This is a genomic window from Dactylosporangium sp. NPDC049140, from assembly GCF_040648435.1.
Window position 1 is genome coordinate 190,053 of the sequence record NZ_JBEZDS010000001.1, and the last position, 24,004, is coordinate 214,056.

At 67.8% G+C, this 24,004-nt stretch carries 20 protein-coding genes and 1 tRNA gene; 10 read left to right on the forward strand and 11 right to left on the reverse strand.

Annotation, left to right across the window (positions count from 1 at the left end):
- The first annotated feature begins 202 nt into the window (after positions 1-202).
- Positions 203-685, forward strand: a complete 483-nt coding sequence (locus tag AB0B76_RS00825) for a PT domain-containing protein (RefSeq protein ID WP_360367163.1) — start codon at positions 203-205, stop codon at positions 683-685.
- Between the two features lie 608 nt (positions 686-1,293).
- On the opposite strand, the gene AB0B76_RS00830 is transcribed toward AB0B76_RS00825, so the two are convergent.
- Entirely contained in the window at positions 1,294-1,698 is a 405-nt protein-coding gene (locus AB0B76_RS00830) for a class I SAM-dependent methyltransferase (protein ID WP_360367166.1), read from the reverse strand.
- Positions 1,699-1,762: 64 nt separating this feature from the next.
- Between AB0B76_RS00830 and AB0B76_RS00835 the strand changes: the two genes are divergently transcribed.
- The 3 genes from AB0B76_RS00835 to AB0B76_RS00845 all read left to right on the forward strand — a co-directional run bounded on the left by AB0B76_RS00835 (position 1,763) and on the right by AB0B76_RS00845 (position 3,391).
- The gene (locus AB0B76_RS00835; protein ID WP_360367169.1) at positions 1,763-2,131 is read left to right on the forward strand and encodes an MTH938/NDUFAF3 family protein; all 369 of its coding nucleotides are present in this window, start codon (positions 1,763-1,765) and stop codon (positions 2,129-2,131) included.
- Between the two features lie 142 nt (positions 2,132-2,273).
- On the forward strand, positions 2,274-3,041 hold the full coding sequence (locus AB0B76_RS00840; protein ID WP_360367172.1) for an SDR family oxidoreductase: 768 nt from the start codon (positions 2,274-2,276) through the stop codon (positions 3,039-3,041).
- 116 nt (positions 3,042-3,157) lie between these two features.
- Positions 3,158-3,391, forward strand: coding sequence for a hypothetical protein (locus AB0B76_RS00845; protein WP_360367175.1), 234 nt, complete (start codon positions 3,158-3,160; stop codon positions 3,389-3,391).
- Between the two features lie 402 nt (positions 3,392-3,793).
- Here AB0B76_RS00845 and AB0B76_RS00850 read toward each other — a convergent pair whose 3' ends face one another.
- Positions 3,794-4,918 (reverse strand): glycoside hydrolase family 19 protein, encoded by a 1,125-nt coding sequence (locus tag AB0B76_RS00850; protein WP_360367178.1) that lies wholly within the window; start codon positions 4,916-4,918, stop codon positions 3,794-3,796.
- Positions 4,919-5,362: 444 nt separating this feature from the next.
- Between AB0B76_RS00850 and AB0B76_RS00855 the strand changes: the two genes are divergently transcribed.
- On the forward strand, positions 5,363-5,653 hold the full coding sequence (locus AB0B76_RS00855; RefSeq protein WP_360367181.1) for an NAD(P)H-binding protein: 291 nt from the start codon (positions 5,363-5,365) through the stop codon (positions 5,651-5,653).
- A gap of 538 nt (positions 5,654-6,191) precedes the next feature.
- Positions 6,192-6,674: an NUDIX hydrolase gene (locus AB0B76_RS00860; RefSeq protein WP_360367184.1), complete on the forward strand. Its 483-nt coding sequence runs from the start codon at positions 6,192-6,194 to the stop codon at positions 6,672-6,674.
- A gap of 485 nt (positions 6,675-7,159) precedes the next feature.
- On the opposite strand, the gene AB0B76_RS00865 is transcribed toward AB0B76_RS00860, so the two are convergent.
- The 5 genes from AB0B76_RS00865 to AB0B76_RS00885 all read right to left on the reverse strand — a co-directional run bounded on the left by AB0B76_RS00865 (position 7,160) and on the right by AB0B76_RS00885 (position 14,445).
- A complete protein-coding gene (locus AB0B76_RS00865; RefSeq protein WP_360367187.1) occupies positions 7,160-7,927 on the reverse strand; it encodes a DUF6339 family protein in 768 nt (255 codons plus the stop codon).
- Positions 7,927-8,637, reverse strand: coding sequence for a hypothetical protein (locus AB0B76_RS00870; protein WP_360367189.1), 711 nt, complete (start codon positions 8,635-8,637; stop codon positions 7,927-7,929). The genes AB0B76_RS00865 and AB0B76_RS00870 overlap by 1 nt, the downstream gene beginning before the upstream one ends.
- A gap of 182 nt (positions 8,638-8,819) precedes the next feature.
- Positions 8,820-10,874 (reverse strand): hypothetical protein, encoded by a 2,055-nt coding sequence (locus tag AB0B76_RS00875; protein ID WP_360367192.1) that lies wholly within the window; start codon positions 10,872-10,874, stop codon positions 8,820-8,822.
- Positions 10,871-11,875 (reverse strand): PD-(D/E)XK motif protein, encoded by a 1,005-nt coding sequence (locus AB0B76_RS00880; protein ID WP_360367195.1) that lies wholly within the window; start codon positions 11,873-11,875, stop codon positions 10,871-10,873. Before AB0B76_RS00880 ends, AB0B76_RS00875 begins: the two co-directional genes overlap by 4 nt.
- The gene (locus tag AB0B76_RS00885; protein ID WP_360367197.1) at positions 11,872-14,445 is read right to left on the reverse strand and encodes a Z1 domain-containing protein; all 2,574 of its coding nucleotides are present in this window, start codon (positions 14,443-14,445) and stop codon (positions 11,872-11,874) included. Before AB0B76_RS00885 ends, AB0B76_RS00880 begins: the two co-directional genes overlap by 4 nt.
- Before the next feature lie 245 nt (positions 14,446-14,690).
- Between AB0B76_RS00885 and AB0B76_RS00890 the strand changes: the two genes are divergently transcribed.
- Positions 14,691-15,134 (forward strand): very short patch repair endonuclease, encoded by a 444-nt coding sequence (locus tag AB0B76_RS00890; protein WP_360367200.1) that lies wholly within the window; start codon positions 14,691-14,693, stop codon positions 15,132-15,134.
- On the opposite strand, the gene AB0B76_RS00895 is transcribed toward AB0B76_RS00890, so the two are convergent.
- A complete protein-coding gene (locus tag AB0B76_RS00895) occupies positions 15,043-16,230 on the reverse strand; it encodes a DNA cytosine methyltransferase (protein WP_360367203.1) in 1,188 nt (395 codons plus the stop codon). The two genes, AB0B76_RS00890 and AB0B76_RS00895, sit on opposite strands and share 92 nt — an antisense overlap.
- A gap of 857 nt (positions 16,231-17,087) precedes the next feature.
- Here AB0B76_RS00895 and AB0B76_RS00900 point away from each other — a divergent pair.
- Positions 17,088-17,951, forward strand: a complete 864-nt coding sequence (locus tag AB0B76_RS00900) for a DUF3578 domain-containing protein (protein WP_360367206.1) — start codon at positions 17,088-17,090, stop codon at positions 17,949-17,951.
- Positions 17,897-18,190, forward strand: a complete 294-nt coding sequence (locus AB0B76_RS00905) for a DUF3883 domain-containing protein (protein ID WP_360367208.1) — start codon at positions 17,897-17,899, stop codon at positions 18,188-18,190. Before AB0B76_RS00900 ends, AB0B76_RS00905 begins: the two co-directional genes overlap by 55 nt.
- Before the next feature lie 643 nt (positions 18,191-18,833).
- Here the strand turns inward: AB0B76_RS00905 and AB0B76_RS00910 are convergent.
- Both AB0B76_RS00910 and AB0B76_RS00915 read right to left on the reverse strand, forming a co-directional pair.
- Positions 18,834-19,769, reverse strand: coding sequence for an HNH endonuclease (locus AB0B76_RS00910; protein WP_360367211.1), 936 nt, complete (start codon positions 19,767-19,769; stop codon positions 18,834-18,836).
- A gap of 124 nt (positions 19,770-19,893) precedes the next feature.
- Positions 19,894-19,966, reverse strand: a tRNA-Thr gene (locus AB0B76_RS00915).
- Positions 19,967-20,182: 216 nt separating this feature from the next.
- On the opposite strand from AB0B76_RS00915, the gene ugpC reads away from it, so the two are divergent.
- Positions 20,183-21,274 (forward strand): sn-glycerol-3-phosphate ABC transporter ATP-binding protein UgpC, encoded by a 1,092-nt coding sequence (gene ugpC / locus AB0B76_RS00920; RefSeq protein WP_360367214.1) that lies wholly within the window; start codon positions 20,183-20,185, stop codon positions 21,272-21,274.
- A gap of 54 nt (positions 21,275-21,328) precedes the next feature.
- On the opposite strand, the gene AB0B76_RS00925 is transcribed toward ugpC, so the two are convergent.
- Positions 21,329-23,989: an Hsp70 family protein gene (locus AB0B76_RS00925; RefSeq protein WP_360367217.1), complete on the reverse strand. Its 2,661-nt coding sequence runs from the start codon at positions 23,987-23,989 to the stop codon at positions 21,329-21,331.
- Positions 23,990-24,004 lie beyond the last annotated feature (15 nt).

Genomic DNA, 24,004 nt, shown 5'->3' on the forward strand with positions numbered 1-24,004 from the left:
CATCACCGACGCCACCGCCGAGCGCCTTCTCGACGGCGCAACACCTGCCGACGGCATCGGCGACCAGTACCACCGACTGGCCGTTGTGCTCGCAGCCTCAGCCGGCCCGGCCAGCCCGGCCGAGCTCGCTGGTCGGCAACAGGCCCTGGCCGGGTTCCGGACCGCTCAGCTACATCCAGTCCCAGCCCCACGGAGATCATCAGTGATCAAGACCGCGCTCATCAAACTGCTCACCGTCAAGGCCGCCGCCATCGCCGCGATCGCGGTCGGCGCAGGCGGGGTGGCCCTGGCCGCCACCACCGGCGCCCTGCCCAACCCGCTGAACAGCCACGCCAACCCCGCCGCATCGGCCGCCGGCTCCCATGCCTCGGCGCGCCCCTCGTCGTCGGACCACGGCCGTTCCAGCGCCGACCCGTCGCCGTCGCTGGTCGGGCTCTGCCACGCCTTCACCGCCGGCGCCGGCGCCGATCACGGCAAGGCCCTCGAGAACCCGGCCTTCGGCGCCCTGATCACCGCCGCCGGCGGCAAGGACAAGGTCGACGCGTACTGCGCCAAGCTCCTCGCCACCTCCGCGAGCGGATCCGCCCACCCCGGCGGCAAGCCCAGCGACCACCCGACCGGCGCTCCCAGCGGCGCACCGACCCATCACCCGACCGGTCGACCCAGCCAGCAGTCGAGCCACTGAATCACACGCGATTGGGGCGGGCCGACTCCGGCTCGCCCCAATCGCATAGGCGCACGACACCTGGGCTCGGTGCGTGGCTTGTCGGGCCCCTCGAGCGACCCCTGATCGATCCGGCCGGCGCCGTTGCATTGAGCGGTGTGCGGGACTCGCCATGGGCGTCCCCCTGCGGCCGTAGCACTGGCATTTCAGGGCGACGCCGATCAATACTCATCCACAACCTGCGATCGAATGATAGCAACGCGTAGCGAGTGAGCTTCGACGAACCGGCGCTCGAAGGCCGTCACGGTGACCAGCCACGACGGCACGTTGCCATAGGCGCTATGGGCCCGCTGGGCCTTCAACACAGTTAGGCGATCTGCCGCAGATCGTCGCCGTAGGTGCGTTGCGTTGCGTCCTTCGTATCCGCCCACGCATGGCGACTGCGATCCGGACGACCGAGTCGGTGAGCTATGGGTTGGCGGTGCTCGTGCGTGCTCGTAAGACGGCCCGGCGCCCCGAACATTTCACTTTCCGGGCACCGTCGCGGAGTTCGCCTCCACACAGCCAGCAGTCGCAGCGCGAGCTGCCTCGGCCGGCGTCGTCAGGACAACCGACCTCGGTGCAAGTTCTCACTCACCCGCGTGATCGTACTGATGACAAATCTGCATGATCCGGGAATTTCCGGGGTAGCCAGCATGTCGAAGTAGCGCATGTGTTGGGAGTCGAGCCTCGGCGAGCGCGGCGGCTGGGTCGGGCAGCACGTGGAGGACCTTGTCCGCGCGGTACCCCAGCGCCTCCCGGTCGCCCAGCGGCAGCTCGGCGGCGCGCACGTCGCGGTCGGGGAACCGGTCCCGGGCGGCGGCCAGCATCGCCGGATCGAGGTCCACGCCAAAGGCGCGGGCGCCGCGCTCGGCAAGCTCTGCCGCGGCCCGGCCCGGGCCGCAGCCGACGTCGACCATGGTCGCGCCCCGGTCCAGGCGCCAGCTGTTCGCATGGGCGGCCCCGAAACGTGGCGTCTCGGTGCGGGAGGTCAATTGTCGGCATAGGCTGGCCGCAGGGCGACACGAGCGCAGCGGCGCGCGGGCCTGGAGGTGAACGATGAAGCCTCACATCGACGGGACGAGGTTCGGTTCGATCACGGTCGACGGAACCGTCTTCAACCACGACATCATCATTCAGCCCGACGGTCGGGTGAAGAAGCGGAAGAAGAACCTCTCCAGAGCCGTCTACGGCACGTCACACACGATCTCGCGCCAAGAGGCGAGGTACGTGTACAAGCAGGCGGCCGGCGCGGACCGCTTGATCGTGGGCGGCGGCCAGGACGGCAACGTAAGACTCTCGCCCGAGGCGGCCGCCTATCTGAAACAAAGGAATTGCCGCGTGAAGCTGGTGCCGACGCCGAAGGTGATCAACGTTTGGAACCGGACGAAGGGCACGGCGGTCGGGTTGTTCCACGTAACCTGCTGACCCGGCCAAGGCTGCGACCCGCAGACCCGATCCAGGGTGTACCGCGCCAACCCTCGGCCGCAGGTGCGCCGGCTGGTGTGGCCGGGCATCAGCAGGGTATGCAACCGCTTTCAAGCCGGCCCAGAGACGGGTGAGGAACGTCATGCCCGGGAAACTGGACGGCAAGGTCGCCCTCATCACGGGCGGCGGCACCGGCATCGGCCTGGCCACCGCCAGAGAGTTCACCCGGGAGGGCGCCCGCGTCTACATCACCGGCCGCCGCAAGCCTGAACTGGACGCTGCTGCGGCGTCCATCGGACCCGGCGTCACCGCCATCCAGGGAGATGTCACCAAGCCCGAGGACCTCGACCGGATCTACGAGCAGATCGGCCAGGAACAGGGACACGTCGACATCGTCTTCGCCAATGCCGCCACCCTTGATCGGGTCCCGTTCGGCTCGATCACCGAGGAGCACGTCGACCGCGCCTTCAACACCAACGTCAAGGGCACGCTGTTCACCGCGCAGAAGGCCCTACCGCTCATGCCCGACGGCGGCACGATCATCCTGACCGGCTCCGTTGTCGCCATCAAGGGCTACCCCAGCCAGGGCGTCTACGCGGCCACCAAAGCGGCGGTGCGGTCGTTCGCCCGCACCTGGACGACGGACCTGTATGACCAGGGCCGCAACATCCGGGTGAACGTGGTCAGCCCGGGCCCGGTCGGTACCGCGATGCTCGCCGGCCACCCCGAGGGGACGCAGATGCTCCCCGGCCAACCCGAAGGGATGGAGGTGCTGGCCTCGCGCGTCAGCATGAAACGCCTGGGCCGCCCCGAAGAAATAGCCAAGGCCGTCACGTTCCTCGCCTCCGACGACGCCAGCTTCATCACTGGCGCCGAATTCTTCGTCGATGGCGGGAATGCTCAGGTCTGAACGAGTGATCCGTATTCATCAATGATCGTGGGGGATCGTCAACACGCCAACCAGGTCGCCGGGTTCCTCGGCACGGCGAAGGTCGGCAGCGAGGCGGACCTGGTCGCGTTCGACCAGTGGGGCCAGGACGTCGCGACCCGAAGGTGTCGGTCAGCGGCAGCACGGTGACGTGGGGCTCGCACATCCCCGAAGCCAAGAGCGCGGGCATCGTGGCCATCATGTTCGGCGCCGGCATTGGCAGCGGCACCTATGGCGTACCGGAAATGGTCGGCAGCTATCAGAGCACCCCGTCGGACTACTACTGGGTCAGCCGCACCCAGTCGTATCTGGCCTCGCCGCTACCACTGTAAGAAAACAGGGGCGGCAGACACCCACTCCACCGCCCGCCCGTCATACCCGATTACGTGCGATTTGCGATGCGCCTGCGTGTCATGCCCCGAACGTTGCCTCGTGACTTCACCAGCGAGACGTAGATCGAGGGTGAAACGCTGCAGGCGCTCCTTGCCCGTAAGGCACCGAGCCGATCCGGCTGAGGTAGCCACTGGCACGGCGACGCCCCGGACAATGGCGTCTGGGGCGCTGCTGCAGTTGGGTCACGCATCGGCGGTACCCGAGGTAGACGAACGCAACCTACGCCGCCACGCCGCCTCGGGCCTACCGGTCGGTCGCCTCGGCACCGCCTGGCTCGCGTCACAACATGCGACGGACCGGCCGCGGCGCGACCGGTCCGTCGACAACAATGCTCGTGTGTGTCAGCAGTACAGGTTACCGCCCGCGGGAACGCCCAGGATCCCGACGAACTGGTTGTAGTTGTTCACGCGGCTCTGCACCTGGGCAGGGTTGGCGCCGTTGCACTCGATGCTGTTGATCGCGCGGATCGTGACGCCGAAGCCCTGGCTGTTCACCATCGCGTTGTGCGACGTGGTGCCGGCGCCGCCGGTGCCGGTCATCCAGTACCACAGGCCGGTCTGCCAGGAGATCGACGAGTTGGTCGCCACGAGGTTCGGGTTGTTCAGCAGGTCGACGCCGAGCGCGTCGCCGGCCGCCTTGTAGTTGAAGTTCCAGCTCAGCTGGATCGGGCCGCGGCCGTAGTACGCGGCCTGGCCGGCGGGGCAGCCGTAGGGTTGGCTGGTGTCGCAGTAGTGCGGGTAGTTGGCGGTGTTGATCTCGTTGATGTACACCAGGCCGCCGGTCTCGTGGCTGACGTTGGCCAGGAACGCCGCGGCCTCCTGGCGCTTGACGGTGTCGCTGCCGGTCGTGGCGAACGCCGGGTACTTCTTCATGGCGTCGGTCAGCCCGGCGTAGGTGTAGAACGAGTTCCGGCTCGGGAACATCTGATTGAACTGGGCCTCGCTGACCACGAAGCCGCTCCCGCCACCACCGCCCGTGCCACCGCCCGGGACCGTCCACTTCTGGTTGGCGCCGCCGCCGCAGGTCCAGATCTGCAGTGCCGTGCCGTCGGCCGAGCTCACACCGGTGGCGTCAAGGCACTTGTTGGCCTGGGGGTTGACGATGTCGCGGGCGGCGTTGGCAACCCACTGCTGGGCGCCGGTGCCGTTGCAGTCCCAGAGCTGGACCTTGGCCCCGTCAGCCGTCGAGCCGGCGGAGACGTCGAGGCACTTGCCGAGGGCCCGGATCGTGCCGTCGCTGCCCACGGTCCAGTTCTGCGCGCCGGTGCCGTTACACGTCCACAGCTGGATCTTGGTGCCGTTTGCGGTGCCGGCGCCGGAGACATCGACGCACTTACCGCCGTAGCCGGTAATCGCGCCGGTGCCGGCGGCGGACGCGGCACCCGGGATGAGGATGAGGGCGCCGAGGACGGCGACAGCGGACGCGACGAGCAGCCGGCGCAGGCGCGCCGGTTTTGATCTGTCCATGGGAATGCTCCTGGTCGAGGGAGTGGGCGGGACATGGACCCAGATCTAATTTGGGACTTATTTCATATCGCAGACGCAGCTAACTGTAAAGAGTCCTTTCTTTTTGCCTGAACGCGTCGCATCACCCTGGCCTGCGGTGAACCTGCACCTGGCCACGGGCGCGATCTGCTGGCCCCCTGCATGATCAGGTGCCCGGCGGGGTTGCCGGCGAGCAGCCCGGGAAGGGCACCGCAACGGCCCCACGGAAGGAGAAGCCGATGATGGTTGCCGTGGATTTCACCCGCTGCCGGGAGTACGCGCAGTGCGCCTTTCCGCACCCCGGCGTCCTCCGGATGCACAGCACGAGGCGCTGACGTACGGCCCGACGCCCGCCGGCGCGTACCGCGAGCAGGTGCTGCACGCCGGGGGCGGCCTGGCCAGTCAAGGGGAGATAAGGACCATCTCATGAAGATCGTGTTGTTCGGCGCCACCGGCATGGTAGGCAGCCCAATCGCGGCCGAGGCTATACGTCATGGCCATGAGGTCGTGGCTGTCTCCCGTTCCGGAGGCGCCCCCGTCGACAGCCCGCTGCTGACTGCGGTGGCGGCGGACGCCGCGTCGGCTGGAACGGTTGCCGAACTGGTCCAGGGGGCCGACGTCGTGGCGTCGGCGGTGGTGCCGCCGCGCGACCGCTCAGACCCGCGCGCCCCGTTCGTCGCCCTGTACGACGCTTTGCTCGACGGCGTCCGCGCCTGAACGAGACGCCCTTGCTAGGTTCGCGACGCGACGCCGCGGTACACCTGCACGACCTGGCCCGGCACAGCCGGCGCCGCTCCAACCTCGCAGTGCCAGCGGCACGACTCGCAACGCTCATCGCGTCCCTGGTCACCCGATCCCGCTGACGACTTGACCTTCGCACGAAGGCGAGCGTTGATCGACCTCCACCGTCACCATCAGCACCGCCACCACAAGCACCTTCGACGTGCTCGTTGCCCACCGTCGGCGGACGCTCGGCTTGAGTCAGCGGGATCTGGCCGAGCGGATCTGTCTGCCATCAGGGCGGACGACGATCACCCGGCATAAGCTGTCATGGTACGAACGCGGTTGCAGCTGTCGGCGTGGCGATGGTGACCGTGCTGGCCGAGGCGCTTGACGTGCCGGTCGCGATGCTCGCGGCGTACGCATCGAGGGCGTCCTCCATCCGGTCAAGCAGGCGTTCGAACGGGTTGTCCGACTGTCACCTACAGAGTCCACGAGACGACTGCGTGACCCGGTGCGGCGTAGCCTCCGTTTGGTGACCACATCGGCCAGCGACTACACGGCCACGTTACCGCGCAAGCGCATGGGATCCGGCGTGCTGTTCCGCGACGCCGCGAACAGGATCCTGCTGGTACAGCCCACATACAAGGACTACTGGGAGTTGCCAGGCGGTGCGGTGGACGGTGACGAGTCACCGTATGACGCCGCACAACGTGAGGTCGCCGAAGAACTCGGCTTGTCCATGTCGCCCGGCCGTCTGCTGGTCGTCGACTGGGTCCCGCCACGACCGGGCCGCACCGAGGGCGTGATGTTTATCTACGACGGTGGCGTGCTCGACATGCAGACGACCGCAAACTTTCAGCTCCCCGCGGACGAGCTGCACAGCTGGGCCTGGTGCACAGTCATCGAGGCGCGGCAGCGGTTGTCCCCGCTGCTCGCTCGCCGTGCGACCGCCGCGCTGGAAGCGACGGCCGACGCGGTCACGTACTACCTGGAAGACGGGAAACGTGTCTGCTGACTCTGTTCCGACGCCCATCCAGCATCGCCGTCAAGACCAGCCGTGATCCGGTTGTGCGGGGCGCGGAAGGCCAACGCTCGGGGCCTACCACCAGGGGCACATCGAGTGGCCGCCGCGGCGCTGTAACCGACCTAGAAATTTTCTAGGTCGGTTACAGCCGCTTAGCAGTAGAGCGGGACGGCTTGCATCCATCAGCCGCCTTCGGCCACTCGCGCAGGGCATCATCAATGAGCCCGACCACTTGAACCAGCACCCGTAGTTCCGGTGGTTCGGCGCATCCAGCAAGTTACCGCCGAGCCTTGTTGCCAGGGCCAATGGACGCTCTGGACTCCCACGTCCACCGCGGGCAACACCCGGAGCGACGTCCTTAATTCGGTCAGTGATGGAATCATCTGTGCGGCGCTGGAGCGCGTCGCCGACGAGCTCGGCATGCGGTTATGGTTCGGGGCCGGTTCGCCGAGCCGCCGTTGCGCCATGACGGCTCTCTATCGCCCGAGCGCCTCGACCGATTCGGTGATCACGAAGGCCAGCTCGGCCTCAAGCTGATCATCCTGCAGGGCGTCGAACGCGATGAACGGCGCCAACCGGAGAAGCCGTTTGAGGAAGTCCCTCAACAGCTCACGGTCCGTCGTATCGTCGGCGGTCGACTTCTTCCACGCACGCACGATCGCCTTGACGAGCGTCGGGCTCGCGCCGAGCGCCGCTCGCCGAGCCAGGATCTGGTCGAATGCCGCCTCGCCGACACTGTCGAACAGGCCATACGGATCGGCACCGGGGACATCCTCGTACAACAGGTACGCCCGCCACCACAGCCGCGCGAACACATGCCGGGTCAGGTCAGTCCGGAGCACGCGGTCGCTGTCGAACGTCGCATCCGGCCGACGAAATCGCCAATACGCGACGTCCGGTGCGAGGACCAGCGAGGTGAACGCCCAGATATCGCCGACAGCCGCCTCGACCGGCAGAATTCCCATGAGCCGGTGCAGCATGGGTCCAATCTGGGCATCGAACGCCATGCGGTCGGCGGCAGAGGGCGGCTCCGGGAATCCCGCAGCCCGCGCGGCCGCCGTCAGCTCCTCACGCAGGCCGGACAGGATCTGGCGTTCGACGCGATCACCGCCGGTCGCGGCATACACGGTCGCGACGTGATCCAGCGCGTGGTGACCGGTCAGCTCGTTCGTGGGCACGTTGACCAGCTCGCTGTGCAGCCTCTGCGCCTTCGCCGGAAGCAGGCGTGGATAGAGATAGCCCATCACGACTCCCGGAAGATGCCGACCGCGGCCTGGATCTGCGTCGTCAGGAGGTGCGGTGAGTGGTCACGGAGGTGACGAAGGTCGGCCGTCGACCGGCCCGGAAACAGGCGTCGCAAGAGATTCTGCAGCGTCTGACCGAGCGTGTCATCGTCGAAGCCCGCGTCGTCGACCAGGTCGTCGTTGTGCAACGCGGCCTCGACCATCGTCCGGGCTACGTCGGCGTAGACGGCGGACAGGATGAGGCGGTCGGCTGGGCGCGGCGCCGCCGCGTTCTGGAACGCGCGGACGACTGCCGTGCTGCGCTCGTTGACGTAGAGCAGCACGGCACCCATCGTCGCCGCCTCCAACTGCGAGCTGACGTCGAGATGCCAGGCCGCCGCGTCGGGCAGCGGCGTTTGCGTGAAGTCGATGACGGCGATCGGGAACTGCGGCGCGTCGCCCTGTAAACGCACGCGGCACTCGTCCGACCAGAGCATCGAGCCCGGCCGGCTGGGAGCGAGGGGCTGCCGCGCGGTTCCGGGGTCGACCAGCGTCAGCACCGTGCGCAACACCAGGGTCCCGCCCAGCCGCTCGCCAGGCAGCAGCAGGTCAAGGTCGCCCCGGTAACGGCCCCCGGAGGGCAGCGGCACCCGAACGGCGGGCTCTCGGAGGCTTGACCCGGACGACGCCCAGATCACCACGAGCGACAGCTGAGCGTCCGCCGAGAGCATTGTCGCTCGCAGGATCCCCTCGAGGTCGATGTCGACCGTGCGCCGCAACGCAAGATCCGTTCGGTAGTCCCAATACGGGAGTGCGGAGGGCAGATCCTGCGAGACATTGTTGTCGATCAGCTGCCAGCCTCCGGCGTCGACCGTGGACGGCGCCGGCCGAAGGTACGGCCAGATTCTCCGCCTCATCGGGAGATCACCGTCCCGACCGTCACCGCGACTTCGGTGATGGTGTTCGGCGCGGGCCGTACGATCGCCTGCCACACGATGCCGTCGCCGCCTTCGACCTCTGCCTGGTCGCCCTGGACGAAGCGGCCGTCGCTACCGCGCCAGCCCAGTACGGTCGGCATGTCCGCCGCGGCGGGCGGCTGGCTTTCCCGTCCGCTGCCACTGCCGGCGATGACGACGTTCACCTCAGCGGAGACCACCTGAGCACCGTCAACAGGCAGCATGAACTCCTGGACGACGACGGGCCGGCCGTCGAGCTGGTCGAGCCGCGGTTCGCCGTCGTATCGGACCACGGGCCGAACGGCGAGTCTCGGGCCCGGCGGCCGAGTCTCGGACGCGGGCGCTCGGAGGGACTCGGTCGGCCCGCCCGTGAGCCGCTCGTCCTGGGGCTCTGTCCATCCGTTCCCGTCCGAGCTGCCGAAGCCGGTCGCGCGCGACTCCGCAGTTTGCCCATCGAACTCTTGCCATCCGCCTGGCGCGGGCCCCGTGGTCGGCGGCTTATCGGACCGGTCTTCCGCCAGGTCGACACGTTGCGCAACGGACGACGGCGGTTTGGATGCCTGCGTGCCGCCGCCGTAGTCCGTGGCCCCGCCAATGCCCCAGCCTCCCGCGACGAGACCCGAGAACATGCTGCTCGCCGCGCCGAGCGCGACCGCCGCCGAGCCGGACCGCGCGACCGCGCCCGCATTGTTGAACTGCTCCAGTTCCTCGCCGATCCGCGTGAACGTCATCCGGACAAAGGTGCGCTCACTACCCTCGAGCTGATCTGCGATCCAGTTGTCGTGCGTCGGCGGCTCCGCCTTTGCGTACACGTCATCGAGCGACTCGTCCGCCCGGAAGACCCCGGCGTAGCCGATGTGCTCCGACAGCGGCTTCGGACCGGCGTAGTACTTCACGACCAGCTCGGCCGGGCGCATGAGGCAGACGTGATGCACACCGCGGTTCAGGCCCGCGGTTTCCGACGCCCGCCCACCCTCGGCCGGCAGCATGAGGCGCCGGGCCAGGCCGAGCGAGCCGAGCTCGCGCTTGGGCCGGTAGCAGCTGAGGCGATGGGCGTCGTCGGAGCGGCTCTTGCGGTAGGCCTCGACGAAGAGATTGAGCGGAGCCGTCGAGGCCGGATCGGGAATCTCCACGCTCACGTTCTCGTGCCGTACGGCGAAGCGCATCGGGGCATCGCCGTTGGCCAGCGGAAGGATCTTCGGCCAGAGCTGCCAGGCGATCGTGTCCGCCAGGTAGCGGGCGACGTCCTCCGGCTCGTCGTCGCCGAACACCGGGTCGACGATCACGATCGTCGTCCCCGTCTCGTCGGCGCCGAACTGGCGCAGGCCGAGCAGCCGCGCGGTGCGGTCGGCGTCCTCGCCGACGAGGGGCTCGACGACGTTGTCCGCGTTCCGGTCGCCCCACCAATGCCGGCCCGTGTGCCGAACCGGTCCCTCGCGGCGGTCTGCGGTGTAGCTGCGCCACAGCGCACACCCGATCAGCCGGGTCTCCAACCCGTGGGCGCCCTGGCAGCGCGTGTGAATGAGGATCGTGCCGGACCGCGAGAGCAGGTAGAAGATGCCCTTGCCGAAGCCGTACGTGCCGCCGCCGAGGTGTTTGTCGCGAGGCTCGCCCGCATTGCGGACGAAGGTGACGAAGTCGCGTACCTCGCCGACGGCCTGATCCGCGCGGGTCGGACCCCCGAGTCCGGTCGTACCGCGGTCGGAGATGCGCAGCGTCCGGATGACCGGGGCGGCGAGGGCATTGCGCAAAGGCAGGTGGTCGTTCAGCGGCACGTCCCTCAGGAGCAGGTCGCGCCACTGGCCGGCATGGGCAGGGCTCACCGTCAGCATGTCGATCTCGAAGTCCACGACCTGGTGTCCCTGCCGCGCGTCCCAACTGTTCTGGGCCGCCTCACGGACCAGGACCGTCCACAGGTCCAGTTCCGGCCGGCCGAGCTGGTTGCGGATGCCCTCGGCCGCGGACGCTCCCTCGGGCGGGTATACCTGTGACTGCCAGCCGATCCCGGTCACTGACCAACCCCCGTAGCCGCCGCGACATGCGCCTCGATGTCCGCGTCGCCGAGCGCCGGTACGGGATCCGCGAGCAGGTCGATCGTGTAGTGGACGTCGGTCACCGGGGGCGCCGGTGGCACGAGCGACGCGAGGGTGACCCGCGGGAATCCGGCGCCGACCTCGTACCAGCGCTCCTCGGTCACGCGGAAGAGGACGTCGACGTAGTGACCGCGATCGGCCGGCCGGTAACCGACCTCGGCGAGCCGGGACAGCAGGTCGTGCCCGTCGTCGGCCAACTGCAGCAGATCGTCGACGAGCGCCGGAACGCAGCGGCCTCCAGTGCTCTGCTCCACCCGGATCCACACCAGGTCCAGGCATCCGCCCGCGGGCTCCTCCAGCTGGTCAAGGCCGTGAATGCGGACGCGACGGCCTTCGGTCGCCGTCGAGGTCTTGACCTCGATGGAGCGCGCCGCGCCGGTGAAGTCGTGACGATGCCCCGACGGCCCGGTCCACAGGTGGGAGGCGCCCCTGTGGCTGCGCAGCAGCCGTTCCAGGACGACGAGCTCGCCGAAGAGTCCGGCCAGGCGATCCGCGCCGAGCGGCACCGCGCCTGGGGCGAACAGCGCCCGCCAACGAGCGACCACCGTCCGGGCCGCCTTCAGCGGTCGGCTCGGCGCCGCCTCGACTGCAACCAGAATGTCGGCGCACAGTCCGTTGAACACATCGGCCAGGTCCGGCCGATCGCAGCTGAGATCGGCGTACCGGACGAAGACCTTCGCGTCCTCCAGCCCACGCTCGCGCCAGTGCAGCGCGGAGTCGGCGGCGGAGGCGACCGACTCGTTCGGGGCGAGCGGGATCAGCAGGCGCCGGACTCCGGACGCGTCGACGGCGGCCGAGATCGGCCCTGTGCTGCCCTTGACGGGCAGAGCAGCGACCCGCATCTTCTTCGCCGAGCCGATCGGCTCGGCGGCCAGCGCCTCCCAGTGGTCGCGAAGCAGGCCTCGGAGCGATCCACTCACTCGGTCTCCTCGACCTCGAGGCCGGTGAGGTCCTCCTCCTCAAGCTGCAGCTTCGACAGATCCGCGCTGACGTACTCCCACTCGACGGACGAGTCCGACCCGGCCGGCAGCGGAAATACGAGGCCGACGCCGATCACGTGGTCCTTGGCGTTCAACGGAACACGAAGCTTCTTGCTGCGCTCGGGCGGCGTCGACGTCTTGTCGATGGCGTAAAGGGTGAGCAGGCCAGTCTTCGGCATCTGGCCGCGTCGCAGGTCCTTGATCTCCTTCTCCGAGAGCTCCTTCTTCGAACCGCCGGGGACCGACAGATCGGCCGCCGCATCGGGGCGGCTCATCAGGGTCTTGATGTCCGGCACCTGTGCGTTCACGAGCTTCGCACGATTGACGCGGCGCACCGACACGCCCGGCGCATACTCGAACGCGGACTCGGCGGGCCCGTCCGGATTGCCGATCAACGCCAGGTTCCACCGGCGCAGGGCCCGGTCGCCCGAGTCCGCGCGCTTCCCGATGTAGTTGGCCAACAGCGTCGCGTCGCACTCCTGCGACCGCTCATGGAAGGCGTATTCCTTTAGGAAGTCGAGAACGAGGTCGTAGTCGACTTCGAACAGCACGATCCGGTCCTCAGCCGTTCTGATCTCGGTGCGTGCCCCGGCCGCCACGGCGCGCCGAACCAGCCTTCGCGCGGCCTGCTGGTTTCCGCGCAGCCAGTCGAGGTCGTCGCTGTGAAAGAACCGGGTCTGCACGCGCTGACCGCCGTAGGCGGCCGCCGCCTTCACGGCCGACTTCATCTTGGCCGCCGCCGTGACCAGCAGGGCGGGATGGGTGCGGATGCGTACGGCGAAATCGCGGGGCGTCTTGTCCTCGGTCATGTACACGTCGATGTCCCGCCGCATCTCGGCCTCGACCGAGGCGAGGTGACGGAACCAGTCCCGCAGCTCCTCCGTCATCCAGATCCTCGGCAAGTCGGCGTAGCCGTTGCGGAAACCGAACCAGCGACCCATCTGCAGCAGCGTGTCGTAGGCCGAGACGGAGCGGACGAAGTAGCTGACGCAGAGGCCCTCGAGGGTGAGTCCCCGGGACAGCGTGTTGCCGCCGACCGCGATGGCCACGACCCGGCCCTTCTCGTAGTCGAGGCGGTCCGTGCTCGTCGAGTTGTCGATGACGACCCGGCACTCCTTTAGAACGGCGGGAAGGTGCGCCAACAGCGCCTCGAACTCGACCGGCTCCTCGTCGAGCTCCTGGGCGGGGACTCGCATCGTCTCGGACTTCCACAGCGCGCGCAGCTCCTCAACCGCGGTCGGGTCGTCGAGAGCGGCGACAACGTCCGACACGACCGCCCGCAGCGGCGCCTTGAACGCCTGGTGGACGCCCGTGCTTACGCTCGTGTGAATCAGCATGGTGCTGTGTGGGTTGCCACTGCCCCGGGCCCGGCGTGCGGCCGTGGCGAGGCAGAAGTACCGCACAGCGGTACGGAGGCTGTCGGGGATGTCCGGCACGAAGGTGTCCTTCTCGCCCTTCGCCGGGCGCACGAGATCGACATCGTCGGGCGACACGTCACGGATCATGTCGTGGCCGTCTGGCACCTCGCTGGGGTCTTCATACTCCTGCACGTCGCGGCCGAAGATGACCTCGGGGCCGAAGTAGCCGACGGGACGCGGCAGATTCACGACGAAATGCTCGGGGTACAGGTCCTTGGCCGACGGGTCGATCAGCAGGTTGGCGAACGGGGTCGCGGTGTAGCCGACGTAGCACGCCTTCGGCAGTCGGGTCAGCACGTCACGGATGAGCGGGTTGATCGTCCTGGTAGCCACTGTCGCCTGGTCGGCCTCGTCGTCCACGATGATGGCGGGGCAGTCCGAGAGGTAGCTGCGCGCGGAGTCGAGCCACTTGTTGAACTTCCGCAGCACCGCCGGGTTCTTCTTGACCACGCACAGGACGTACTGCCGGTTGGACGAGCTGAAGTACGACGCGGCGTTGGCCGGCGGCGTGAAGTCACGGTCGGGGTCGGTGAGCTGGTGCCACAGGCCCGGGTTCGGTTTGACGAGCTGCTCCTCGAGGCGGAGCTGCGTCTGCCGGCGCAGGCCGTTGTGAATGCCCGCCAGGACGATGAACAGCTTATAGCCGCGGTCGGCCGCTTTCGCCAGCACCGAGGTGAAGTTGGTCGTCTTGCCCGACTGCACGTACCCCACAACCAGGCCGCGGACGGAGAACACGGCCTCGCGAGGATGGCTGAGCAGCGCCACGACCTTGGTCGAGGCGTCGTCAAGGACCTTCAACGGGTCGTCCTTCCACCCGTCCCGGCGGAGCAGGTTCTCCAGCGCCGGCCAGCACCGGTCATCCTTGCGTGGACCGGTGTACCAGGTGAACCGGTTGTTCAGGACCACCGACCGCGGCTCGTCAAGCTCCTTGATCCTGATGGTCTCCCGCTCGTACCGCTCGAGGATGCGCTGAATGATGTCCTGATTGACGTTCATCACTTCAAGCATCGAGCGCGCCGCGGCGGGCGTGTTCTGCTGGGCCATCTGCTGGAAGACGGTGTATTGGCCCTCGAACTCATCGAGCGACGACACCTGCTGCTCCTCCCACTCCGGCGGCCGTTTGACCCGCTCAGCCTAGTTGTTGCGACCCCGGATCCGACCCCGCCGATCTGCGCAACCGGGCCGCAACGACGCCCGCGCAACGCGCCCGACGGGCCACCCAACGCGCGAAACGGCGAGCTCCGCGCGCTAAAGGTCATCAAGATCATGCCGTACTCCGGCCTGGAACGGTTCGGCCGATCGGCTGACAAAGCGGTCCCGGCGGTAGTCTCGTTCGCGTGGTCGAACGGCTGAGTGGGGGATGGGCGTCGAGCGACGGCGTCCGCCGATGCATGCAGGCGAACAAGGGTCGCGACACACGGCCCGAAATGCGACTGCGCTCGGCCGTCCATGCCCTGGGTCTGCGGTACCGCACGTCGACCCGCCCCCTCGCCGCGATCCGCCGCACCGCCGACCTGGTGTTCAGCGGCGCGAAGGTGGCGGTCTTCGTCGACGGCTGCTTCTGGCACGGCTGCCCCGACCATCACACCAAAGCGAAGGCGAACGCTCAGTTCTGGTCGGAGAAGGTCGAACGAACCCGCGCCCGCGACCTGGAGACCAATCGATTACTCACCGAGGCCGGCTGGCAGGTCATTCGAATCTGGGAGCACGAACAGACAGAAGTGGCAGCTGCTCTTGTTGCGGCTGCCGTGCGCGAGCGGAGCCTTCGGCGGCGTCGATGAGGCTGGCCCCGATGTGCTCGGCCAGGGCTTTGGCCAGCTCCACCGGAACCGCATTGCCGATCTGCCGGGCAATCTGGATCTTGGTGCCGCACCACTTGAAGTTGTCCGGAAAGCCCTGCAGCAGCGCGGCCTCGTAATGCGTGAGCGCCCGGTGCTCCTCGGGGTGCAGGTATCTGCCCTTCTCCGGCTTGAAGAACTCCGTCCTGATGGTGACGGACGGTTTGTCCCAGCGTAACCGCCCCATGACGTCGGCCGATCCGGTCAGGTGGTTCTTCCAGCACGGCGCCTTGAGGTCATCGGGTAGGTCGAACCGGTTGCCGCCCGGCGGAATCTTCTTGAACCGGGCGATCGACACCTTGGGGTCGTAGTAGCGGGTGACGTGCAGCTCCGACGACAGGAACGGCCCCGGAATGCCGTTTTCCAGACGATTCGGCGGCAGGTCGATGTGGTCAACGGGAATCGACGCGGTCACGCCGTGGAGGGCATCCTTGACGGTCCGCCACGCCTCGCGGCGCACTGTCGGATCGGGGATCATGATCTGCTGCGGCAGGCTCTTGTGCGTACCAATGACGATGAAACGCTTTCGTACCTGCGCCGAGCCGTAGTCGGCAGCGGTGACCATTCTGGGATCGAGCTCGTAATCCTCGAGCCGCCCGCCTGGGGCCGCCTCACGTTGAAGCGCGGCAAACTCGTCGGATTTGGCGAACCGGTCAACGTTCTCGATCAGGAACGCCTTGGGCTTGATCTTTACCAGCGCGTTGACATACTCCCGCCACAACTGGTTTCGCTCGTCGTCCGCACGCTTCTTGCCCAGGTTGGAGAAGCCCTGGCACGGCGGACCGCCAATCACCACGTCCGCGGCCGGAAGGTCCGACTTAACCCATTCCCCAATGTCACCGCAGAAGATGTGGTCGGACCCGAAGTTGGCGGCATACGTGGCAGCGGCAAACTGGTTCAGCTCGACCGCAGCAACGGGAGCGAAGAAGCCGGACTGACGGAAGCCCTCGGTGAGACCACCGCAGCCCGCAAACAGATCCACAACGCGAAGCCGCGCCGGTGGATTGCCGACTGGCTCCGCGTCCGGGTCGGCCACCATCGGTCTCCCCTCATCACGCAACCCAGTGCCAACATCCGCCGCATCGTACGAGAGATCAATTCGACCACCTTATCGGGCCAACTGATACCACTCAAGCTCCGCCATACGTGGTCCGCGCGATGATCACCAAACGTGACCACATGCGCACGGAAAGCCGAAGCGTCCGTCGACGGGAGGCGATAGCAGCGCCGTCCAGGCGGCGACCCGTTGTCGCGTCGACGATCGCCGTGACGAGGGGCGGCTTCGCGGCCTTGCTCGGCAGCGTTGCATCTCGGAGGCCGGCCTGACGCTGGACCTCACCAATGGTGGCGACGGCGACCTCTGCAGCGCCGGGCCATCCCCTGCCGTCGCCTGAGGGCGGGCCGCGTTGATCGACGCGCCATCGGCCCGGATCATGCCGTTGTCGTAGGCCACGACCTCCGCCCGCCGCCGCGGCGTCGAGGGCCGCGGCGATCGTACAGAACGGCTGGGCCTGCGTGCCGGATCCGGCGTCGGAGCAGCCGGATCCGGTGGCGTTGTTGACGAACAGTCGGGTGGAGGTGCCTCTGAGCTGGTGTTGCGCGGTTGGCGATACTGGGATCGAACCAGTGACCTCTTCGGTGTGAACGACTGACCTTTGACTGCCAGCCTGGTGGGCGGCGGCTGTGACCTGATCCTGGCATCCGCCGATGTACGTCGTCGTCCGGCTGTGTGTTGGCCGGTTGTCACTCGATTTGTCACTCACCCGGCGTCACCAGCGTTTGCCCTGTCAAGAGGCGAACGCCTGATGTGATGCCGCCTCGATCGGCTTACCTGCAGCCGGGCTGATCGATGGCAAAATCTGCGGGACGCTCGCCCTTCGACGCCAGAGGAACCGCATGCAGGACCTGATCGAGGAAGTGCTGAAGCTTCAGGACGAGTACGACGCGAAGAACACACCGGCCATGCAGCGGCGCGGCGTCATCGTCCGGCAGGAGATGCGGAGTTGGCTGGATCAGCACATCGATGAGCTGCGCACCACCGTCGCCGATGTCTTCACGGACCTGGGTATCCAGGGCAGGGACGGCACGGGCCAGAAGACTGAGGTGCCGTGGACTCGCCTCTACTCCGCGTCCCGCAGCCCGAGGGCGACTGAAGGTTGGTACGTGGTCTACCTGTTCAGCGCGCTCGGCGACCGTTGCTATCTGACGTTGCTGCACAGCAGTACGGACTGGGATGGTGTCGAGTTCCGCCCTCGGCCGCCTCTGCAGTTGCAGGCCCTTGTCCAGTGGGCGCGGGAGAATCTGACCACCCTCGTTCCACAGCGCGTCGATCTGGTGACCGATCTTCAGTTCGACTCTCGCAGGAGTGGCCTCGGTGCCGCGTACGCAGCGAGTACCGCCTACGCAATCGAGTACCCGGCAAATGCGGTACCTGGACCTGAGTGGCTGCTCGCGGACCTCAAGTTCATGCTCGGCATGCTGAAGGAGCTTTACCGACTGGAAGAGATCGACCCACGCATTCCGGGCGTCGACCCACCTGAGGTCAGTCAGCTCAAAGCCGACGTAGCCGAGGCCGCTGGCCGACGTCGTTCACTGCCCGGGCAGGGTTTCCGGCTGACCAAGCAAGAACAGCTTGCTGTCGAGCGGAGAGCGGTCGATGTCGCCATACAGTACTACCGGGACCAGGGCTGGTCCAGGTCACCGACGTGGGCGCTACCGAGTCCTTCGACATTATCGCGCGCAACGGCACGGACGAATTGAGCATCGAGGTCAAGGGCACCACCTCGCTCGGTGAGTCGGTGATCCTGACCAGGAACGAGGTCGACCTGCACCGGAAGCGCTACCCCAACAACGCGTTGTTCATCGTTCACAGCATCGTGCTCGATCGCTCCAAGGCCGGGCCAACCGCTACCGGTGGCGTTGTGGTCGAACGCCGGCCGTGGGTGATCTCCGATGCCGATTTGAAGGTCCTGGCCTTTCAATACCGTGCGCCCACGTAGTAGATCGTCGCTCGAGATCGTCGGTGTGAAGGCCAACGTGGCGGTCGGTGGCTCGGGCCATCGTATGCGCGATGCTCCCGTGACTTCGGCTTTCCGATAGGGCCCGGACGGAGCCGCAGCGCACCGCCGGCCCACTACCGCGCTTCGCGCGAGCCGCGGCGGGGCTGCCACGGAAGCGCTTTTGGCCGGGCGCCTACGCTGGCTCCATCCGCGAAGCATCCGAACCTGTCCGCGTCGCGCTGACCGGCTCCACAGCAGGCCCGACCTGCACGCCATCACCCAGGCACTCGGCGCCGACTCGGTTCTGCGCCGTCTGCGGGCGCTCGGATCCGTGGCAAGCCGTTGAGCTGACAGCCGCCGCGTCGACAGAGTCGCCAGCCATGGCTGTCTTCCTGCGAATGCTGACTGGCGGTCGGCGCGATCAGGTGCGCCAAGGCTGCCCGATGCCGTAACGCGGAGTCGTGCCCGTGCGAGTCCTTGGCTTGATCGCACGGGCCAGCTCGGCGAAGACTGCGGCCGCTGCCGGCGGATACTGGTGCGCTACGAGCTGACCAGCCGCGGCACCCCCGATGTGCGCTACGAATGCCCGGCCTGCGACCGCTCCTCGGCTGGCGCTCGCGCACGACGGCGATAGGTCGCGCGGTCAGGCGGCCTGATAGACCGAGTCGACGTGCCACTCCAGGAACTCTCGGTGCGGGCGGTCGGCTTTGCGCTCCGGAAGCTCGATCTGCATCCCACTTCGCGAGTAGAACTCCTCGCCGTTGCCGAAGTCCTCACGCAGTCGCGGGCTGACCAGCAGCCGGTGCTTCGGATCGATACTGAGGTAGCCACGGTCGAACATGATGTGAACGTCCGAGCGCAGCAGCAGGCCGTTGTCGATGCGGTGCTCACCACCCTGCGGCAGCGGCAGGATGTGCGCGGCCTGGAGCACGGGCCGGATCTTCGCACTGGTAATGGCGCAGCGGTGGTGGTACGCGTCGAGCACGACACCCTTGAACGCCTGCTGACCGAGCCGCTGCGGCTGCAGCCGTGGGTCGCCGTACACCGGTCCGGGGCGATGCCACGGCGCGCTGAGATCGATCTCGACAACCGTTCCGGTGAGCCGATGCAGCAGGTCTAGGAAGTACCCCGAGTAGGCGCGCGCGGCCAGGTCGTAGCTCTTGCCCTGCACGACGTTCGTGGCGAAGTCCGGCGGCGCCGGGGCGTCCAGCTCCGGCCCGAAGAACCGCGTGTCGCGGATGAAAAGGCATCCGATCTGCGGATCCTCGCGCGGCGAGATCGGCTCGTTTCGGTAGCGGCCGATCGCCTCGCGCAGCTGCTGAAGGCTTGCGGCGCCGTTGCCCTCGCCGTGCGTCTCCCAGACCTCAGAAATGCTCAGCCGCGCGAAGCCGCTGAAGAAGCCTCCGCCGACGACGCGGTTGTGCGGGTGGTGGCTCTTGAAGAAGAAGGGCTCGCCAATCTCGACGGCGCCGAATCGATGCCTGCTCGACGGCCGCCAGAAGTTCACCTCCTGCAGCAGCGGCCGGTCGGCAAGGAACCGGTACCAATCGCCGTCCGTCACACCGACATAGGCCTTCACGATCGAACAGTTTGCCGTACGAACCGAGCTCATCCGAGCACACAATGAGCACGGCGCGTCGTCAGAAATTCGCCAAGATCACAAAATCGCACCCAAACACATAGGCTAGGGCCTTGATCAAGAGAGCCGACGGGGGGACTTGAACCCCCAACCTTCCGATTACAAGTCGGGTGCGCTGCCAGTTGCGCCACGTCGGCCTAGGCACACGATCGTACTTGGTCGAGTCCCGCCCCCGCGCCCCAGATACCGCCGCCCAACCCAGACCAACCCGGACAAAAACGGACCATGACCTTGGCATACGGTCCGTAAGCGCTTAAGGTAAGCAGCACTCCGTACCTGGCACTGCCGCCAGGCGCGGCGAACTTCTACTCGGATCGTCCGGCACGTTCCTGCCGGTGGAAGGTGGCTACTCCATGGCTACGGTCACGTACGCGAAGGCATCCCGGATCTACCCGGGCACCCCGCGTCCCGCAGTTGACCAGCTCGACCTCCAGATCGGTGACGGCGAGTTCCTCGTGCTCGTCGGGCCCTCCGGCTGTGGCAAGTCGACGTCGCTGCGTATGCTCGCCGGTCTCGAAGACGTGGACGCGGGCGACATCCTGATCAACGAGCGCAACGTCACGCACCTGCCGCCCAAGGCTCGCGACATCGCGATGGTGTTCCAGAACTACGCGCTGTACCCGCACATGTCGGTGTACGAGAACATGGCGTTCGCGCTCAAGCTGCGTAAGACGCCGAAGCACGAGATCGACCGGCGCGTGAAGGAAGCGGCCGCGATGCTGCAGCTCGAGGACTACCTCGGCCGCAAGCCCAAGGCGCTCTCCGGTGGTCAGCGCCAGCGTGTCGCGATGGGTCGCGCCATCGTGCGTGAGCCGCAGGTCTTCCTCATGGATGAGCCGCTGTCGAACCTCGACGCGAAGCTCCGTGTGCAGACCCGTTCGCAGATTGCCACGCTGCAGGCCAAGCTCGGCATCACCACCGTGTACGTCACGCACGACCAGGTCGAGGCCATGACCATGGGTCACCGGGTGGCCGTACTGCTGGATGGCGTCCTGCAGCAGGTCGACAGCCCGCGCGCGCTGTACGACCGGCCGGCCAACGTCTTCGTCGCGGGCTTCATGGGCTCGCCGGCGATGAACATCAAGACGGTGCCGCTGACCGATCAGGGCGGCCGCTTCGGCGACGTCATCCTCCCGCTGACCCGCGAGCAGATCGCCGCCGCGCAGGCGGACGGGGCCAGCGGCCGCGTCACGGTCGGCTTCCGGCCCGAGGACACGGACCTGGTCGGGCCGAACGACGGTGGCATCCCGATCACGGTCGACCTGGTCGAGGAGCTCGGCTCCGACGCCTACGTGCACGGCACGGTCGCGCTCGAGGGCCAGGACGAGCGCTTCGTCGTGCGCGCCGACCCGCGCCGCACGCCGCGGCTGACCGAGATCGTGCACGTCCGCCCGCACGCGAACACGCACCACGCGTTCAACGCCGCGACCGGCCGCCGTATCTAGTAAACAAAAACGAAGGGCGGTCCCGGAAGGGGCCGCCCTTCGTTATATCCGGAACTAGGCGAACGACCAGACCTGCAGCTTGCCCCCGCCCACACACGCGATCTTCGACGTGTTCCAGGAGCAGCTCGCGCCCTCGACCTTCGGCAGCGTGCCCAGCGCCACCCGATCGCCCGAGGACGCCGTAACGCCCGTCAGGGTCACGTCCTCCTCGATCGAGCTCGGCCCCTTCGCGAAGAAGAGCAGGCTGCCGTTGGTGACGCGGGCGCCGTACCCGTTCTGGTCCTCCGGCTTCAGCAGCTGGCCGCCGTCGGTGTTGAACAGCCGGCTCGACTCGGTGCTGGTGCCCGGCGCCGTGGCCAGGATCGTCGACCCCACGGGGACCAGCTGGGTCGTGCCCCGGGCATCGCCCTGCCAGAGTTGCTTCTTGTCCGGGATCGAGATGTACCGCAGCACGGTGTCCGCGGACGACGCCGTGTCGAGCACGCACAGGCGGTCGGTGCCGCACGGGGCCACTTTGGTGATCTCGCGCTTGTCGTCCGGCGCGGTGTAGATCTGCACCGGCTCGCCGGTCTTGCTCAAATCATAGGCCTTGATGGTGTACTTCGTGCTGGTCCCGAACACGAAGAGGCGCTGGTCGAACATGGCGTACCCCGCGTAGCTACCCGCCGTGTCGTTCCACGAGCGCACGATCTCGTGGTTGGCCGCCTTGCGCAGATTGATCTTGTCGCCATCGACGGTGACGAACTGGTTGCGGGCCTTCAGGTCGGGGTTCATCGGGCCGCCGCCGATGTCGGTCGGGCCGCGCTGGTCGGAGCCGAGGAGCGGGCCGAGCACGCTCGTGCCCTTCTCGTCGTCGTCGAGGGTCCACTTGTTGGTGCCGTCCCAGCCGTACGCGTTCGTCTTCTTCAGCTTCGTCGAATGCCAGAGCCACACGGAGTCGAGGAAGACCACGCTGTCGGTCGTCGTGAACTGCTGCTTGGTGCGCTCCTTGCCGGACGTGTTCAGCATGACCAGCGTGCCCGCGCCGCCGGTGCCGATCAGGATGATGCCGGCGGAGCTCGGCAGGATGCTCCAGCGGTAGTTGTCGTCGACGAGGTCGTACTGCCACAGCTTCTTGCGGTCGTCGAGGTCGTACGCCACCAGGTGCACGTTCTTGTCCGCGATGTACAGCGCGTACGTCTTCGAGCCCAGCGTCGCCGTCGCCGGGTAGTCGAGCTTGTCGTTCAGGTCGAGCGAGCCGGCACTCGCGACCGTCTTGAACTCGATCGCGTTGATCTTGTCGCGGAAGAAGAACCAGTACACACCGGCTCCCACCAGCGCGAGCACGACCACGGCGGCGAGAGCCCCGACGAGCAGCCGCGACAGGCCCCGGCGCGGAGCCGAAGGAGGAGCCGCGGACGGTGGTGCCGACGGCGGGGCGGCCGGCGGGGCGGAGAACGGCGCCGTGGGCGGCCCGGCCGGCGCCGGCCCGGGCGGGATCACCTGCGCGGCCCGCATCGGGTACCCGGCACCGACCGGCGGCGCTGACACCGGCGTGACACCGAAGCCCCCGGATACTGGGGAAACCGGAGACGCAGGAGGTGCGGAATGGGGCGACGACGAGGCAACCGGAACGCTTTCGGTGTGGTAGGCCCCGATAGGTACCAACTCCGCCAATGCGCCTTCCGCGACAGGCAGTTCGGGCTGTTCGAGTACAGTCGGTGCAATTCCCAACTCGGCGTGCAGAAGCCGCGCCGCCAGCGGCAGTCGCGACGAGCCGCCCACCAGGAACAGGCCGGCGAGCTGGTCCGGGCGCAGGCCGGCGTTGTGGATGACCTTCCCGGTCTCCCAGACGGCGCGGCGGATGAGCGGCTCGGTGACCCGCTCGAGCTCCTCGCGCGTGAGGTGCAGCGCCTGGTCCTGGCCGGGAATCGTGATCGGCGCGACCGTCGCGCGCGAAAGCATCTCCTTCGCGCCGCGGATGTCGTCCCAGAACAGGCGGCGGTCGCGGCGCTGGGTCGTCGAGGCCGGGTTGCGCAGCGCGGTCCAGGCCTGCGGCGCGGTCTGGTTGATCACGGCGCCGAGGTGCTCGACGATCGCCGCGTCGACGTCGAGGCCGCCGAGGTCCTCGATGCCGCCGGAGCCGATGACCGAGAACCGGCCGTTGTCGTTGCGCACGACCGCGATGTCGAGCGTGCCGCCGCCGAAGTCGAACACGGCGAGCGACGATCCGACCGCGACGGGCCGGCGCAGGACGTCGGCGAAGTACCGGGCCGCGGCGACGGGCTCGGGCACGAGACGGACCGGCGGCCAGCCCGCCCGGCGCGCGGCGTCGGCGAGCGTGTCACGTCGGCGGGTGCCCCAGGCCGCGGGGTAGGTCAGCACCGCCGCCGGCAGAAATCCGACAGCCTCGACGGCGGCGCGGGCGACCGCGGCCAGGATCGCCGCCAGCAGGTCGACGGTGGCGATCTCGCGGTCGCCGAGCAGCACGGTGGGCTCGTCGATGCGCCGCTTCGGGTTGGGCTCGAAGCGCGACGGGTCGAGCCCGGCCATCCGGTAGGCGTCCCGCCCCACGTGGATGCGGCCGTGCTCGTCGACGTACACGCCGGAGGGCATGATCGGCGCGCCGTCGACGAGCAGGGGGCGCGTCCGGCCGTCGGGGTGGCGAACCACCGCGACGGTGTTGGACGTGCCGAGGTCGACCCCGATGGCGAAGCCCTGCTGAGGCTGAGTCACCGGCCCATACTAGGT

Coding starts and splice junctions, on each gene's coding strand:
- AB0B76_RS00835 (WP_360367169.1), top strand. CDS start 1,763: ATGAAGCCTCACATCGACGGGACGAGGTTCGGTTCGATCACGGTCGAC.
- AB0B76_RS00840 (WP_360367172.1), top strand. CDS start 2,274: ATGCCCGGGAAACTGGACGGCAAGGTCGCCCTCATCACGGGCGGCGGC.
- AB0B76_RS00850 (WP_360367178.1), bottom strand. CDS start 4,918: ATGGACAGATCAAAACCGGCGCGCCTGCGCCGGCTGCTCGTCGCGTCC.
- AB0B76_RS00855 (WP_360367181.1), top strand. CDS start 5,363: ATGAAGATCGTGTTGTTCGGCGCCACCGGCATGGTAGGCAGCCCAATC.
- AB0B76_RS00865 (WP_360367187.1), bottom strand. CDS start 7,927: ATGGGCTATCTCTATCCACGCCTGCTTCCGGCGAAGGCGCAGAGGCTG.
- AB0B76_RS00870 (WP_360367189.1), bottom strand. CDS start 8,637: ATGCTCTCGGCGGACGCTCAGCTGTCGCTCGTGGTGATCTGGGCGTCG.
- AB0B76_RS00895 (WP_360367203.1), bottom strand. CDS start 16,230: ATGGTGGCCGACCCGGACGCGGAGCCAGTCGGCAATCCACCGGCGCGG.
- AB0B76_RS00900 (WP_360367206.1), top strand. CDS start 17,088: ATGCAGGACCTGATCGAGGAAGTGCTGAAGCTTCAGGACGAGTACGAC.
- ugpC (WP_360367214.1), top strand. CDS start 20,183: ATGGCTACGGTCACGTACGCGAAGGCATCCCGGATCTACCCGGGCACC.